Below are 12,979 nucleotides of genomic sequence, written 5' to 3' on the forward strand. Positions count from 1 at the left end.
GGGGCGAACTATAGCAATGCCCTCCACACCACGCAAGCACTTTTTGAAAAATAATCGAAAATAATTTAGCAAGAGCGCTCCACGCGCTTTCGCGATCCGCTCAAGGCCCTTTACCGGCGCCGGTTCCAGCCGATATGAAGAAATGCGAAATCATTCAGAAAAAAGGGCCGCCCTGACGGGCGGCCCTTTTTACAACCTCAAAAGAGAAGTGATCAAGCGTTCTTGAACACCGCTGGTCGCTTTTCCAGGAAGGCTTTCATGCCCTCCTTCTGATCTTCGGTCGCAAAGCAACTGTAGAAGAGCGCCCTTTCATACTTCATCCCCTCCGACAAGGTGGTCTCATAGGCCCGGTTGACCGAGTCCTTCACCATCATGGCCACCTGCCGCGGCATCTCGGTAATGGTCACCGCTGCGGCCATGGCTTCATCCATCAGCTTGTCGGCCGGGACGATGCGCGAAACCAACCCGGCGCGCTCAGCCTCCTGGGCATCCATCATCCGGGCAGTCAGCGCCAGGTCCATGGCCTTGGACTTGGACACCGCCCGCGGCAGGCGCTGCGTACCGCCCGCCCCCGGGATGATCCCCAGCTTGATCTCCGGTTGGCCGAACTTGGCATTGTCGGCAGCGATGATGAAGTCACACATCATCGCCAGCTCACAGCCGCCACCCAGCGCATAACCCGCCACTGCCGCAATGACCGGCTTGCGGATGCGACGCAGGGTCTCCCAGTTGCGGGTGATGAATTCGCCGTTGAAGACATCCATATAGTCAAACCCGGCCATCACGCTGATATCGGCCCCGGCCGCAAAGGCCTTTTCGCTGCCGGTCACGATGATGCAGCCGATCTCGTCCTGAGCATCAAAGGCCAGCAAGGCCGTACCGAGCTCGCTCATCAGGTCGTCGCTGAGCGCATTGAGCGCCTTGGGACGGTTCAGGCGAATCAGGCCAACCTTGTCATGGGTCTCGACCAGGATGTTCTCAAAGCTCATAGTGGGTCTCCTTCTTATGAATGAATCGGCAATCCGTCCGGGCGTGGCAGCCACGGCACGGCAAAGCGCAAGAATAAGCCAAAAATAATGCGTCGGTCCGACCTGGCGCAATGACTGGCAAGAATTTCATGCGGGCAAGGCACCACGGGGCTATATTGGAGTCATCCCCTTGGCGCCACCGGCGCCTTCCCTATGTCTATAAAAGGAGGCCTTCATGTTCAAGACCATACTCGTGCCCACCGACGGCTCGGACCGCTCGGAAAAGGCCATTGCCACCGCCGTCGACTACGCCAGGAACAGCGGTGCCCGCATCATCGGCATCTCGGTGGCCGAGCCCTACCCCTTCTCGCCGCTGGCCGAAAGCTCGATGGCCATCGATCCCGCCTTGTATGAAGAAAACGTCAAGACCCTGGCCACACAGCACATCAAGCGCATCGAGGACGCCGCAGCGGCCGCTGGCGTACCCTGCCAGACCGAGATCGTGATGTCCTTCAATCCCGATGAAGAGATCATCAAGGCCGCGCAGCTCCATGGCTGCGACGCCATCTTCATGGCCTCCCATGGTCGCAGCGGACTGTCGCGCATCTTCCTGGGCAGCAAGACCCAAAAGGTACTGACCCACTCGACCATTCCGGTGCTGGTGCTGCGCTGATCCGGCCTCCCTCAGCAAGAAAAGCCTGATCCCTCGACAGGATCAGGCTTTTCTTTTATTTTCTTGCCGAAGAGAAACCAGAAAAATCAGTTACCCCCGCGCGGCACCATGCCCTTGGGCAGCAACACCCACATCATGCCGCGCTGCTTCATGGCGCCGGCGCGATCCTCGGCTTCGTCGCCAAAGCCCCAGAAATAGTCAGCCCGCACCACGCCACGGATGGCACCACCCGTATCCTGGGCCACCACCAGGCGCTGCAACGGACGGTCACTGTTGGGCAAGGTGGTCGAGAGGAATACCGGCGCACCCAGCGGCACATGCTGCGGATCGATCGCAATCGAGCGCTGCGGCGTCAGCGGGATGCCTTGCGCGCCCTTGGGCCCCTTGGAGGGGTCCGGCAACTTCTCTTCCTTGAAGAAGACGTAGCTGGGGTTGGCATTGAGCAACTCTTCCTTGCGCGAGGGATTGGCGCGTACCCAGGCCTTGATGTTCTGGGCCGATGCCTGCGACAGCTCCATCTCGCCCTTGTCCACCAGATAGCGTCCGATCGACTTGTAGGGACGGCCATTCTGGTCCGCGTAAGCCAGGCGGATGGTCTCGCGCGACTCCGGCAGATAGACGCGGCCGGAACCCTGCACCTGCAGGAAGAAGGCCTCTACCGGATCATCCACCCAGACGATTTCCTTGCCGGCCAGACTATTACCCTGCATCAACTCGGCGCGGGTCGGGTAAGGCACGACCTTGCGTCCTACCACCTTGCCGCGCAGCCGCAGGTTCTTCAGTTCGGGATAGACGCCGGCCATGTCGATGGTCAGCAGGTCGTCCGGCGCCTGGTACAGCGGGGTCTGATAAGGTCCGCTACGACGACGCGAACCACGCAGCAGCGGCTCGTAATAGCCGGTCACCAGTCCGGTATCGGTGCCATCAGGATTGAACAGTTGCCAGGGGGTGAAATAGGTCTCGAAATACTGGCGCAGGAAACCCAGGTCATTGGCATTGACCTGCTGGGCTGCGGCACAGGCTGCACGCCACTCAGGCTTGCGGATCATCACCGAGCAGGAGGACTGCACCGCCGGCCAGGCTTCGCGCAGGTCGTCGTTGTTCCAGCCGGGCAATTGTTCGAAGGTCGCGGCGCGCATGGCCGGCCCCGGCTGAACGACCGGCCTGGGCGCAGGCTGGCCGGGGGTTGGCGTGGTCAGCGGGGTGGTCTGGCAGGCTGCCAGCAGGACGGCGACCGAGACCGCCATTGCGGGTACACTGAGGCGCCGCAGCGCCGAAAGCTTGGCAAAACGATTCAATGACATCGGAGACAAATTCATGTTGTGGTTGATCCTGGAGGCTTGCGCCGCCTTCTTCGCCCTGGTTTTCATCGTCTGGTGGACCATGTTCTCAGGTCGCAAGGAACACAATGGCCGGCCCGTCAGCGCCAGACAGAAAGAGCAGCAGAAACGACAGCAAGCGCGAGAGACGACAGACAACGACCCGCGCTGAAAAATCCGTCGCCCGGTTTCAGGAAGGAAAATTCAGTGCAAAGTGCGCGGCAGCGACAGCACGAACTCGGGAATGCGCACGTCGAACTGCTCGCCGTCCTCGGCCACGCAAAAATATTCACCATACATGCTGCCCTGGGGGGTCTTGAGCGAGGTCCCGCTGGTGTATTCGAACTGCTCCCCCGGCTGCAGGAAGGGCTGGTGCCCGACCACGCCCAGCCCGCGCACTTCCTGCACGTGGTTGTTGGCGTCGGTGATGACCCAGTGGCGCGAGATCAGTTGTGCCGGGACGGTACCGCTGTTGACGATGCTGATCGCATAGGCGAACACGTAGTGCGAACGCGATGGATCGGATTGTTCCTCCAGGTACTGGGTCTTGACCGTCACCGTGAACTCATACGCTGCCATGGGATTTCCTGTGTTGTTGCCGTGTTGTGAAGGGAGCTGCCACCGCGCCTGCCCCTGGGGCATCCGCGCGACCACCCCGGATTGCACACGAATTCAGCAAGCAGCGCAAGCCGATGCGTTTCGTGTGATCCCCTGGAGGCTGGGTCGCCAGCTCATCGGCCGGTCCGGTGCGCAGCACAGCAAGGTAGAATAGCGGTTTTGCCGCCTCCGCGCCTGTGCCCGGAGGGCAAGCGTCGATTCAGCCATCCTTTCTTTACAGCCATGCCGACCTACCGTATCGCTCCCAGCATTCTCTCCGCCGATTTTGCCCGCCTGGGTGAAGAAGTGCGCAATGTCGTCGCCGCCGGCGCCGATTTCATCCACTTCGACGTGATGGACAACCACTATGTCCCCAACCTGACCATCGGCCCGCTGGTGTGCGAAGCCATCCGCCCGCACGTGCAGGTGCCCATCGACGTGCACCTGATGGTCAAGCCCGTGGACCGCATCATCCCCGACTTCGCCAAGGCCGGCGCCAACCTCATCACCTTCCACCCGGAAGCCTCCGAGCACATCGACCGCTCCCTGCAACTGATCCGCGACAACGGCTGCAAGGCCGGCCTGGTGTTTAACCCCGGCACACCGCTGCACTACCTGGACCACGTGATGGACAAGCTGGACATGGTCCTGATCATGTCCGTCAACCCCGGTTTCGGTGGCCAGTCCTTCATTCCGGAAGCCCTGAAGAAGATCGCCGAAGTGCGCCGTCGCATCGATGAATCCGGCCGCGACATCCTGCTGGAAGTCGATGGCGGCATCAAGGTCGAGAACATCGCCGCCGCCGCCCGCGCCGGTGCAGACACCTTTGTCGCCGGTTCGGCCATCTTCGGCAAACCGGACTACAAGGCCGTCATCGACGCCATGCGCGCCGAACTGGCCCAAGTCTGATCTCCCACCCCTTCGCCAGACGCACAAACTACGAGGTTTCCAGGGCATATGAAGAATCTGACCAATATCAAGGCCGCCATCATCGACCTCGACGGTACCATGCTGGATACGGCGGCCGACTTCCATGTAGCGGTCAACCGCATGCGTGAAGAATTGGGACTGACGCCCCTGTCCCAGGAAACCATCGTCAACTTCGTCGGCAAGGGCACCGAGAACCTGATCCGCCGCGTGCTGGCCGTGGATTATGCCGAGGATGAGGCGGCGCAGTACTTCCAGCAGGCGCTCGATAGCTATACCGAGCACTACCTGGCCATCAACGGTGACTATTCCTCGCTCTACCCGGGCGTGGTCGAGGGCCTGCAAGCCCTGCGCGGCAAGGGCCTGCGCCTGGCCTGCGTGACCAACAAGCCGCTGGCCTTCGCCGTGCCGCTGCTGCAGAAGAAGGGCCTGCGCGACTTCTTCGAGATCGTCTATGGCGGCGATTCCTTCCCCAAGAAGAAGCCCGATCCCATGCCCCTGCTGCAGGTCTGCCAGGATTTCGCCCTGGCACCGGCACAGGTGGTGGCCATCGGCGACTCCAGCAACGATGCCCAGGCCGCCCGCGCGGCGGGATGCCGTGTCCTGAATGTTCCGTATGGATACAACCACGGTGAATCTATACACGACGTCGATTCGGATGGTATAGTTTCGACGCTTGTAGAAGCAGCGCAGCAAATCTCGGTGGACTGACACCCTGTCAGCTCACCGGTCGATAGACCGAAGATCCAACCGCGACCCCACATCAATGTTTCGCAACAACAAACGTACCGCTCAACCGACAGCCGCCCCTGAGGCCTGGCTGTGGCGACGCTGGCAATTCCAGGCTCTGTAAATGACGCCTGGACCTGGCCGCTCCTGCGTGCCGGGTCGTTTGTTGTAGTACCCGCATCCCCCCGTATTTCCCTTAACGACACCGCTGACGAGAGTCCGCAGCTGTCCACGGTTATCGTGTGCATCGCGCATTGCGCCTGCGCACCGCCGGTGGGCAGGCCCGCGTACCCTACAATGGCGGTCTGGAGTGAAACATGACCGAACTCGAATTCAAATCGCTGGCCGCCGAAGGCTATAACCGCATCCCCCTGATCGCCGAAGCCTTCGCCGACCTGGAAACGCCGCTCACGCTCTATCTCAAGCTGGCCCAGAGCCACAACACCGGCAAGAACACCTTCCTGCTGGAGTCCGTGGTGGGGGGCGAGCGCTTCGGCCGCTATTCCTTCATCGGCCTGCCTGCCTCGACCAAGATCCGCTGCAGCGGCAAGCAGATCGAAGTGCTGAAGAATGACGTGGTGATCGAAACCGCCGAAGGCAATGCGCTGGAATTCATCGCCCAGTACCAGTCCCGCTTCAAGGTCGCCATCCGCCCCGGCATGCCGCGCTTCTGCGGCGGCCTGGCCGGCTACTTCGGCTATGACGCCGTGCGCTACATCGAAAAGCGCCTGGAAGACAGCGCGCCCAAGGACACCCTGGGCCTGCCCGACATCCAGTTGCTGCTGACCGAAGAGCTGGCCGTCATCGACAATCTCTCGGGCAAGCTCTACCTGATCGTCTACGCCGACCCCAGCCAGCCGGAAGCCTTCTCCCGTGGCCGCCAGCGCCTGCGCGACCTGCGCGCCATGCTGCGACGACCGGCCGATGCGCCCGTCACCACCGGTTCGGTGCGTACCGAGACCATCCGCGAATTCCCCAAGGACGAATATCTGAAAGCCGTGGCCCGCGCCAAGGAATACGTGATGGCCGGCGACCTGATGCAGGTGCAGATCGGCCAGCGTCTGAAGAAATCCTATGTGGATTCGCCGCTGATGCTGTACCGCGCACTTCGCTCGCTGAACCCCTCGCCTTACATGTACTTCTACAACTTCGGCGACATGCAGATCGTCGGCGCCTCGCCCGAAATTCTGGTGCGCAACGAATCCATCGGTGAAGGCCAGAAGAAGATCACCATCCGCCCGCTGGCCGGCACCCGCCCGCGCGGCTCCACCATCGAGCGCGATGAACAGCTGGCCCGCGAACTGCTGGCCGATCCCAAGGAAATCGCCGAACACGTGATGCTCATCGACCTGGCCCGCAACGACATCGGCCGCATCGCTACCACCGGCAGCGTCAAGGTCACCGACCAGATGGTGATCGAAAAATATTCCCACGTGCAGCACATCGTCTCCAACGTCGAGGGCATCCTGAAACCCGGCATGTCCAATCTGGATGTGCTCAAGGCCACCTTCCCCGCGGGTACCCTGTCGGGTGCCCCCAAGGTGCGCGCGATGGAAATCATCGATGAACTGGAACCGACCAAGCGCGGCATCTATGGTGGCGCCTGCGGCTATCTCTCCTTCGGCGGCGAGATGGATGTGGCCATTGCCATCCGTACCGGCGTCATCAAGGATGGCACGCTGTATGTGCAGGCCGCCGCCGGCATCGTGGCCGACTCGGTGCCGGAAATGGAATGGGAAGAAACCGAAAACAAGGCGCGTGCCGTGCTGCGCGCTGCTGAACAAGTGCAAGATGGCCTGGACGGAGAAATCTAAATGCTGCTGATGATCGACAACTACGACTCCTTCACCTACAACCTGGTGCAATACTTCGGCGAGCTGGGCGAAGAGGTGCTGACCATCCGCAATGACGAGATCACGCTGGATGACATCAAGACACTGAACCCCGAGCGCATCTGCCTCTCCCCCGGCCCCTGCAGCCCGAAGGAAGCCGGCATCTGCGTGGATCTGCTCAAGGAATTTTCCGGCAAGCTGCCCATCCTGGGCGTCTGCCTGGGCCATCAGGCCATCGGTGAAGCCTTCGGCGGCAACATCATCCGCGCCAAGCAGGTCATGCACGGCAAGACTTCCAGGATCGCGCACACTGGCGTGGGCGTCTTCAAGGACCTGCCCACGCCTTACACGGTGATCCGCTACCACTCGCTGGCCATCGAACGCGCCACCCTGCCGGATTGTCTGGAAGTGACCGCCTGGACTGACGATGGCGAGATCATGGGCGTGCGCCACAAGGAGTTCGATCTGCAAGGCGTGCAGTTCCACCCCGAGTCCATCCTCTCCGAGCACGGCCACGCCCTGCTCAAGAACTTCCTGAGCGGCAGCGCCCACGGCTGAGACCATCACACAAGACGAGACACAACATGCCCATCACTCCGCAAGAAGCGCTGCTGCGCTGTATCGAACATCGCGAAATCTTCCACGATGAAATGCTGACCCTGTTCCGCCAGATCATGAGCGGCGAGATGTCGCCGGTGATGATCGCGGCCCTCACCATGGGCCTGCGCGTGAAGAAGGAAAGCATCGGCGAGATCGCCGCCGCCGCGCAAGTCATGCGCGAATTCGCTACCAAGGTGCCGATGGCCGACACCACCGGCCTGCTCGACATCGTCGGCACCGGCGGCGATGGCGCGCATACCTTCAATATCTCCACGGCTTCCATGTTCGTGGCCGCTGCCGCCGGTGCGCGCGTGGCCAAGCATGGCGGGCGCAGCGTATCGTCCTCGTCCGGCAGCGCCGACGTGCTCGAAGCCCTGGGAGCAGACATCAACCTGCAACCCGAGCAGGTGGCGCAATCGATCGCCCAGTCCGGTATCGGCTTCATGTTCGCCCCCAACCACCACGCCGCCATGAAGCACGCCGCGCCGGTGCGCAAGGAGCTGGGCGTGCGCACCATCTTCAACATCCTCGGTCCGCTGACCAATCCGGCCGGCGCACCCAATATCCTCATGGGCGTGTTCCACCCCGATCTGGTGGGCATCCAGGTACGCGTGCTGCAACGCCTGGGCGCACAGCATGCCATCGTGGTCTGGGGTCGCGACAACCTCGACGAAGTCACGCTGGGCGGCGCCACCATGGTGGGCGAACTGGTCAACGGCGAGATCCGCGAATATGAGATCCATCCGGAAGACTTTGGCCTGTCCATGTTTGCCAGCCGCAACTTGCAGGTCGGCAATGCCACCGAATCGAAGGAGAAGATCTTCGAAGCCCTGCGCGGGGAACCCGGTCCGGTGCACGACATCGTAGTCATCAATGCTGCCACGGCCCTGTACGCGGCAGGTGTGGCAACCTCGATTGCCGAGGGGCTGGCCACTGCGCGCGCCACCATCGCCTCGGGCGCTGCCCGTGCCAAGCTGGACCAGTTCGTACAGGTCACGCGCCAGCTCGGCGGCAAACACTGAAACCGACAAGGAGCCCCATGTCAGACATTCTCAACAAGATCCTCGACGTCAAGGCCGAGGAAGTGCGCCTGGCCAAGAAGCAGCGCGACCTCGCCAGCCTGCGCCGCGATGTGGAAACCGACAGCGAATTGCGCTCCGAACTGCGCAACTTCGAAGAGAGCCTGCGCGGCAAGATCGCCAGCGGTCAGGCCGGCGTGATTGCCGAAGTCAAGAAGGCCTCGCCCTCCAAGGGTGTGATCCGTCCCGACTTCAAGCCGGCCGAGATCGCCGTGAGCTATGCCGAACATGGCGCGGCCTGCCTGTCGGTACTGACCGATGAACAATTCTTCCAGGGCTCGCCGGACTACCTCAAGGCGGCGCGCGCCGCGTGTGCCCTGCCGGTACTGCGCAAGGATTTCATGATGGATCATTACCAGATCTATCAGGCCCGCTCCTGGGGGGCGGACGCCATCCTGCTGATCGTGGCCGCACTGGACCATGGCCTGATGGCCGACATGGAAGCCTGCGCCCATGAGCTGGGCATGAGCGTACTGGTGGAAGTCCATGACCAGGCCGAACTGGAAGCCGCCTTGAAACTGAAGACACGTCTGTTGGGCATCAACAACCGCAACCTGCGCACCTTCGAGACCACGCTGGACACCACCCTGAACCTGCTGCCGCGCATCCCGCCGGAAAAGCTGGTGGTCACCGAATCGGCCATCGCCACGCCTGACGACGTCAAGCGCATGCGCGACGCCGACGTGCATGCCTTCCTGGTCGGTGAAGCCTTCATGCGTGCGCCGGAGCCGGGCGTAGAGCTGGCACGCCTGTTCGCCTGATTGCCTCGCTCACGAAAAAACCTCGCCCGGTGCAAACCGGTGCGAGGTTTTTTTACGTCTTGAGCGTGACGGGCCCCGCAGCGATCAAGCCGAGAAACCGCCATCGATCATCAGGTTGGCGCCGGTGATGTAGCCCGATTCCGGACCTGCCAGATAAGCCACGAAACTGGCAATTTCCTCAGCCTTGCCATAGCGCGGCAGTGCCATCAAGCCAGTCAGGGACGTAGCAAAGTCGCTGTTGGCCGGATTCATGTCGGTATCGACCGGACCGGGCTGGACATTGTTGACGGTGATGCCGCGCGGCCCCAGGTCGCGGGCCAAGCCCTTGGTCAAGCCGACCAACGCCGACTTGCTCATGGCATACACGGCGCCGCCGGCAAAGGGGATGCGGTCGGCGTTGGTGCTGCCAATGCTGATGACGCGGCCACCTTCGCCCATGTAGCGCACGGCCGCCTGGGTGGCCACGACGACACTGCGCACGTTCACGGCCAGGGTGCGGTCCAGGTCTTCCAACTTGAAATCATCGATGGGGCCCATTGCCAGCACGCCGGCATTGTTGACCAGGATATCGAGGCGGCCGAAGGTCTCGGCGGCCAGGCGGATGGCTTGCTGCAGGGCGGTGGCATCCGAGCTGTCGGCCTGGATCGCCAGGGCGCGGCCACCGCCGGCTTCCACGCGGGAGACCAGGGCTTGCGCCTTCTCCGGCGAAGTGACATAGGTGAAGGCGACGGTGGCGCCTTCGGCGGCCAGGCGCTGCACGATGGCCGCGCCGATGCCGCGCGAACCGCCTTGCACGAAGGCAATCTTGGAGGCCAAGGTGGAGGCGGATGCGGCGGCGGTCTGGATTTGCTTGTTCATGATCTTGCTCCTTGAAAGTGATGGATTGGCTCCTTCGGCCTGCAGCGGGGTGCTGCTGTGTGCGTCCGGGTTGAAGCAAGTATCGGCGTTTGATTATGTGGCGACTAGCTGGCAATCCCTATCTTCTTTTTAAACCAATGGTTTAGAATCAAGCGATGGAAACCATGACCAGCATCGAATGCTTCGTCGCTGCAGCCCACGCCGGCAGCTTTTCGGCGGCGGCACGCCAGCTCGGACTGACCTCGGCGGCGGTGGGCAAGAATGTCGCACGGCTGGAGACTTCACTGGGCGTGCGACTGTTTCACCGCAGCACCCGCAAGCTCTCGCTGACCGAAGCGGGCGAACGCTTCCTGCAGGAAGTGGGCGGCGGCCTGCAAGCCATCCGCAGTGCCGTGGCCAATCTCGCCAGCGCCGGCGGGCAGCCAGCCGGCACGCTCAAGGTCAGCATGGGGACAGGTTTCGGACGGCAATACATCGTGCCCTTGTTGGGAGAATTTCTGGGACGCTATCCGGGCATCCAGCCGGACTGGCATTTCGAGAACCGCTCGGTGGATCTCATCACCGAAGGCTTCGATGCCGCCATCGCCGGCGGCACCGAGTTGTCGCCGGGCGTGGTGGCGCGCGAGCTGGCCCCGGCGCATCGGGTGCTGCTGGCCTCGCCCGCCTACCTGGAGACACATCCCGCCTTGCGCTCGCCCGCCGACCTGGCCGAGCATGCGGGCATCCTGATCCGCTCGCCGCAGACGGGACGCGTGCGGCCCTTTTCGCTACGCGACCACGGCGGCCAGCAGGCCCCGGTGACGCTGCAGCAACGCATGACCATGAGCGATGCCAATGCGGCCTGCGAAGTGGCAGAAGCGGGTCTTGGCATCACGCTGGTGTCGATGCCGCATGCCCTGCTCTATCTGGACCGTGGCACGCTGGTGCGGGTACTGCCGGACTGGTACGTGGATACCGGCATGCTCTCGCTCTACTTCACCGCAGCGCGGCTGCTGCCGGCCAAGACGCGGGTATTCGTCGATTTCGTGGTCGAGCACTTCCGCCGCGAGCGCCTGGCGGAGCGCTTTTCGGCGCACCGCTGAAGGCGCGCCAGCGCAGTTCAGCGCTTGCCTTGCGCAGCGCGCATGCCGCCACCGATATTGCTGCCGGCGTCTCGTGCCAAGCCGCGATAGCCCATCACCGAGATCAATGTCACTACACCGGCCATCGCAAAGGCCCACTGGAAATCGCCCAGCGTGAAATGCGCGCCGCTAGCATCGATCTCCTCACCCCGCAGCGCCGCCGCGATCCGCAAGGCCAGCGCACCGAAGGCGATGCCCATGCCGATGGTCATCTGCTGCGCCACGCTCCAGAGCGTGCTGGCCGAGGATTTGCGGGCATCGCTGATATCCGCATAGGCCAGCGTGGCCAAGGTAGAGAACTGCATCGAACGCGACAGGCCATAGCAGAAGATCACCCCCAGGATCACCGGCAGCGGCGTGCCTGGCGTGAGCAAGCCGCAGGCGATGATGAGGCAACCCGCCATCGCTGCGTTATTGACCGCCACGCTGCGAAAACCGAAGCGCTGCAGGATGCGCGTGGTGAACGCCTTCATGCCAAGGTTGCCGAGCGCAGTGGCCAGCAGCAGCAAACCCGACTGGAACGCCGTCAGGCCGAAACCGATCTGGAACATCAGCGGCATCAGGTAAGGCACCGCATCCACGCCGATACGCGTGAGCGAACCGGTCAGCACCGTCACCGAATAGGTCGGGATACGCAGACTGGAAAAATCCAGCAGCGGATGTTCGATGCGCTGCATGTGGCGCCACGCACAGTAGCCGAGCACCACGCCCAGCGCAACGAAGCCGAGCGCCACCTTGATGTTGGATTCCATATGGCTGGCGATCTCGGTGCCATACAGCAGCGAAGTCAGCGCCGCCCCCGAGAGCAGGAAACCGATCACATCCAGCGGCCTCTTGCTGTGACCATGCTCATTGCGCACCACCCGCATCACGGCAATGAAGGCAGCAATCCCGAACGGGACGTTCATCAGGAAGATCCAGTGCCACGACGCATAGGTGGTGATGAAGCCACCGATGGAAGGCCCCACTACCGGTGCCACGATGGCCGGCCAGGTGATGGTGGCGATGGCTTTCATCAGCCTGTCCTTGCCGGTGCTGCGCACCACGATCATGCGCCCGACCGGCACCATCATTGCTCCACCCAACCCTTGCAGCACACGCGCGGCGGTGAACTGCCACACATTCTGCGAGTAACCGCACAGCACGGATGCCAGCGTGAAGATGGCAATGGCCATGCCGAATACGGTGCGCGAACCGAAGCGATCGGCCACCCAGCCACTGATGGGAATGAAGACGGCCAGGGTCAGCATGTAAGCCGTCATGCCCAGGCTCAGTTCATTGGGTCCGACCCCGAAGGATTGCGCCATCTGCGGCAAGGCAGTGGCGATGATGGTGGTATCGAGATACTCCATGAAGAAGGTCGCCGCCACGATATAGGGCAGCATGCGCACACGTGCGTCGGACAGCTTGTTGTCGTTGGTTCCCACGTTCTCTGCCTCTGCTTTTCTGGTCGCCCATGCGAAACGCCGGCATATGCCGGCGCTTTGCTTGGAGAAATGATTTAACCCATTTATA

General features: G+C 62.4%; 14 protein-coding genes. 9 read left to right on the forward strand and 5 right to left on the reverse strand.

Going from position 1 to position 12,979, the window contains the following annotated elements; translation table 11 throughout:
* Nucleotides 1-212 precede the first annotated feature (212 nt).
* Nucleotides 213-989: an enoyl-CoA hydratase gene (locus HNO82_RS15690; protein WP_008331990.1), complete on the reverse strand. Its 777-nt coding sequence runs from the start codon at nucleotides 987-989 to the stop codon at nucleotides 213-215.
* 214 nt (nucleotides 990-1,203) lie between these two features.
* On the opposite strand from HNO82_RS15690, the gene HNO82_RS15695 reads away from it, so the two are divergent.
* Nucleotides 1,204-1,641, forward strand: a complete 438-nt coding sequence (locus tag HNO82_RS15695) for a universal stress protein (RefSeq protein ID WP_175344364.1) — start codon at nucleotides 1,204-1,206, stop codon at nucleotides 1,639-1,641.
* An 86-nt stretch (nucleotides 1,642-1,727) separates the two neighbouring features.
* Here the strand turns inward: HNO82_RS15695 and mltA are convergent, their stop codons facing one another.
* The gene (gene mltA / locus HNO82_RS15700) at nucleotides 1,728-2,960 is read right to left on the reverse strand and encodes a murein transglycosylase A (protein ID WP_175344365.1); all 1,233 of its coding nucleotides are present in this window, start codon (nucleotides 2,958-2,960) and stop codon (nucleotides 1,728-1,730) included.
* Between mltA and HNO82_RS15705 the strand changes: the two genes are divergently transcribed.
* On the forward strand, nucleotides 2,959-3,132 hold the full coding sequence (locus HNO82_RS15705; RefSeq protein ID WP_008331992.1) for a hypothetical protein: 174 nt from the start codon (nucleotides 2,959-2,961) through the stop codon (nucleotides 3,130-3,132). The genes mltA and HNO82_RS15705 overlap by 2 nt on opposite strands.
* Before the next feature lie 32 nt (nucleotides 3,133-3,164).
* Here the strand turns inward: HNO82_RS15705 and apaG are convergent, their stop codons facing one another.
* Nucleotides 3,165-3,539: a Co2+/Mg2+ efflux facilitator ApaG/CorD gene (apaG, locus tag HNO82_RS15710; RefSeq protein ID WP_008331995.1), complete on the reverse strand. Its 375-nt coding sequence runs from the start codon at nucleotides 3,537-3,539 to the stop codon at nucleotides 3,165-3,167.
* A gap of 261 nt (nucleotides 3,540-3,800) precedes the next feature.
* Between apaG and rpe the strand changes: the two genes are divergently transcribed.
* The 6 genes from rpe to trpC all read left to right on the forward strand — a co-directional run bounded on the left by rpe (nucleotide 3,801) and on the right by trpC (nucleotide 9,485).
* Nucleotides 3,801-4,466: a ribulose-phosphate 3-epimerase gene (rpe, locus tag HNO82_RS15715; RefSeq protein ID WP_006465098.1), complete on the forward strand. Its 666-nt coding sequence runs from the start codon at nucleotides 3,801-3,803 to the stop codon at nucleotides 4,464-4,466.
* A gap of 48 nt (nucleotides 4,467-4,514) precedes the next feature.
* Nucleotides 4,515-5,195, forward strand: coding sequence for a phosphoglycolate phosphatase (locus tag HNO82_RS15720; RefSeq protein ID WP_175344366.1), 681 nt, complete (start codon nucleotides 4,515-4,517; stop codon nucleotides 5,193-5,195).
* A 335-nt stretch (nucleotides 5,196-5,530) separates the two neighbouring features.
* Nucleotides 5,531-7,027, forward strand: a complete 1,497-nt coding sequence (gene trpE, locus HNO82_RS15725) for an anthranilate synthase component I (protein ID WP_008332005.1) — start codon at nucleotides 5,531-5,533, stop codon at nucleotides 7,025-7,027.
* Nucleotides 7,028-7,603: an aminodeoxychorismate/anthranilate synthase component II gene (locus HNO82_RS15730; protein ID WP_008332006.1), complete on the forward strand. Its 576-nt coding sequence runs from the start codon at nucleotides 7,028-7,030 to the stop codon at nucleotides 7,601-7,603.
* Between the two features lie 26 nt (nucleotides 7,604-7,629).
* Nucleotides 7,630-8,667, forward strand: coding sequence for an anthranilate phosphoribosyltransferase (gene trpD, locus HNO82_RS15735; protein WP_008332008.1), 1,038 nt, complete (start codon nucleotides 7,630-7,632; stop codon nucleotides 8,665-8,667).
* 17 nt (nucleotides 8,668-8,684) lie between these two features.
* Nucleotides 8,685-9,485, forward strand: a complete 801-nt coding sequence (gene trpC, locus HNO82_RS15740) for an indole-3-glycerol phosphate synthase TrpC (protein ID WP_175344367.1) — start codon at nucleotides 8,685-8,687, stop codon at nucleotides 9,483-9,485.
* An 84-nt stretch (nucleotides 9,486-9,569) separates the two neighbouring features.
* Here trpC and HNO82_RS15745 read toward each other — a convergent pair whose 3' ends face one another.
* Entirely contained in the window at nucleotides 9,570-10,343 is a 774-nt protein-coding gene (locus tag HNO82_RS15745; RefSeq protein ID WP_175344368.1) for a 3-oxoacyl-ACP reductase family protein, read from the reverse strand.
* 155 nt (nucleotides 10,344-10,498) lie between these two features.
* On the opposite strand from HNO82_RS15745, the gene HNO82_RS15750 reads away from it, so the two are divergent.
* Entirely contained in the window at nucleotides 10,499-11,425 is a 927-nt protein-coding gene (locus HNO82_RS15750; RefSeq protein ID WP_154134150.1) for a LysR family transcriptional regulator, read from the forward strand.
* Between the two features lie 17 nt (nucleotides 11,426-11,442).
* Here the strand turns inward: HNO82_RS15750 and HNO82_RS15755 are convergent, their stop codons facing one another.
* Nucleotides 11,443-12,849: an MFS transporter gene (locus tag HNO82_RS15755; RefSeq protein WP_175344411.1), complete on the reverse strand. Its 1,407-nt coding sequence runs from the start codon at nucleotides 12,847-12,849 to the stop codon at nucleotides 11,443-11,445.
* Nucleotides 12,850-12,979: the final 130 nt, after the last annotated feature.

The sequence above is a fragment of the Herbaspirillum sp. C9C3 genome, from assembly GCF_013359625.1.
Lineage (GTDB): Bacteria > Pseudomonadota > Gammaproteobacteria > Burkholderiales > Burkholderiaceae_D > Herbaspirillum.

What these genes read in the sequence shown, in the direction of transcription:
- rpe (WP_006465098.1), top strand. Translation starts at nt 3,801, where the DNA reads ATGCCGACCTACCGTATCGCTCCCAGCATTCTCTCCGCCGATTTTGCC.
- trpD (WP_008332008.1), top strand. Translation starts at nt 7,630, where the DNA reads ATGCCCATCACTCCGCAAGAAGCGCTGCTGCGCTGTATCGAACATCGC.
- trpE (WP_008332005.1), top strand. Translation starts at nt 5,531, where the DNA reads ATGACCGAACTCGAATTCAAATCGCTGGCCGCCGAAGGCTATAACCGC.
- mltA (WP_175344365.1), bottom strand. Translation starts at nt 2,960, where the DNA reads ATGAATTTGTCTCCGATGTCATTGAATCGTTTTGCCAAGCTTTCGGCG.
- apaG (WP_008331995.1), bottom strand. Translation starts at nt 3,539, where the DNA reads ATGGCAGCGTATGAGTTCACGGTGACGGTCAAGACCCAGTACCTGGAG.
- HNO82_RS15745 (WP_175344368.1), bottom strand. Translation starts at nt 10,343, where the DNA reads ATGAACAAGCAAATCCAGACCGCCGCCGCATCCGCCTCCACCTTGGCC.
- HNO82_RS15695 (WP_175344364.1), top strand. Translation starts at nt 1,204, where the DNA reads ATGTTCAAGACCATACTCGTGCCCACCGACGGCTCGGACCGCTCGGAA.
- HNO82_RS15705 (WP_008331992.1), top strand. Translation starts at nt 2,959, where the DNA reads ATGTTGTGGTTGATCCTGGAGGCTTGCGCCGCCTTCTTCGCCCTGGTT.
- HNO82_RS15750 (WP_154134150.1), top strand. Translation starts at nt 10,499, where the DNA reads ATGGAAACCATGACCAGCATCGAATGCTTCGTCGCTGCAGCCCACGCC.
- HNO82_RS15690 (WP_008331990.1), bottom strand. Translation starts at nt 989, where the DNA reads ATGAGCTTTGAGAACATCCTGGTCGAGACCCATGACAAGGTTGGCCTG.
- trpC (WP_175344367.1), top strand. Translation starts at nt 8,685, where the DNA reads ATGTCAGACATTCTCAACAAGATCCTCGACGTCAAGGCCGAGGAAGTG.
- HNO82_RS15720 (WP_175344366.1), top strand. Translation starts at nt 4,515, where the DNA reads ATGAAGAATCTGACCAATATCAAGGCCGCCATCATCGACCTCGACGGT.
- HNO82_RS15730 (WP_008332006.1), top strand. Translation starts at nt 7,028, where the DNA reads ATGCTGCTGATGATCGACAACTACGACTCCTTCACCTACAACCTGGTG.
- HNO82_RS15755 (WP_175344411.1), bottom strand. Translation starts at nt 12,849, where the DNA reads ATGCTGCCCTATATCGTGGCGGCGACCTTCTTCATGGAGTATCTCGAT.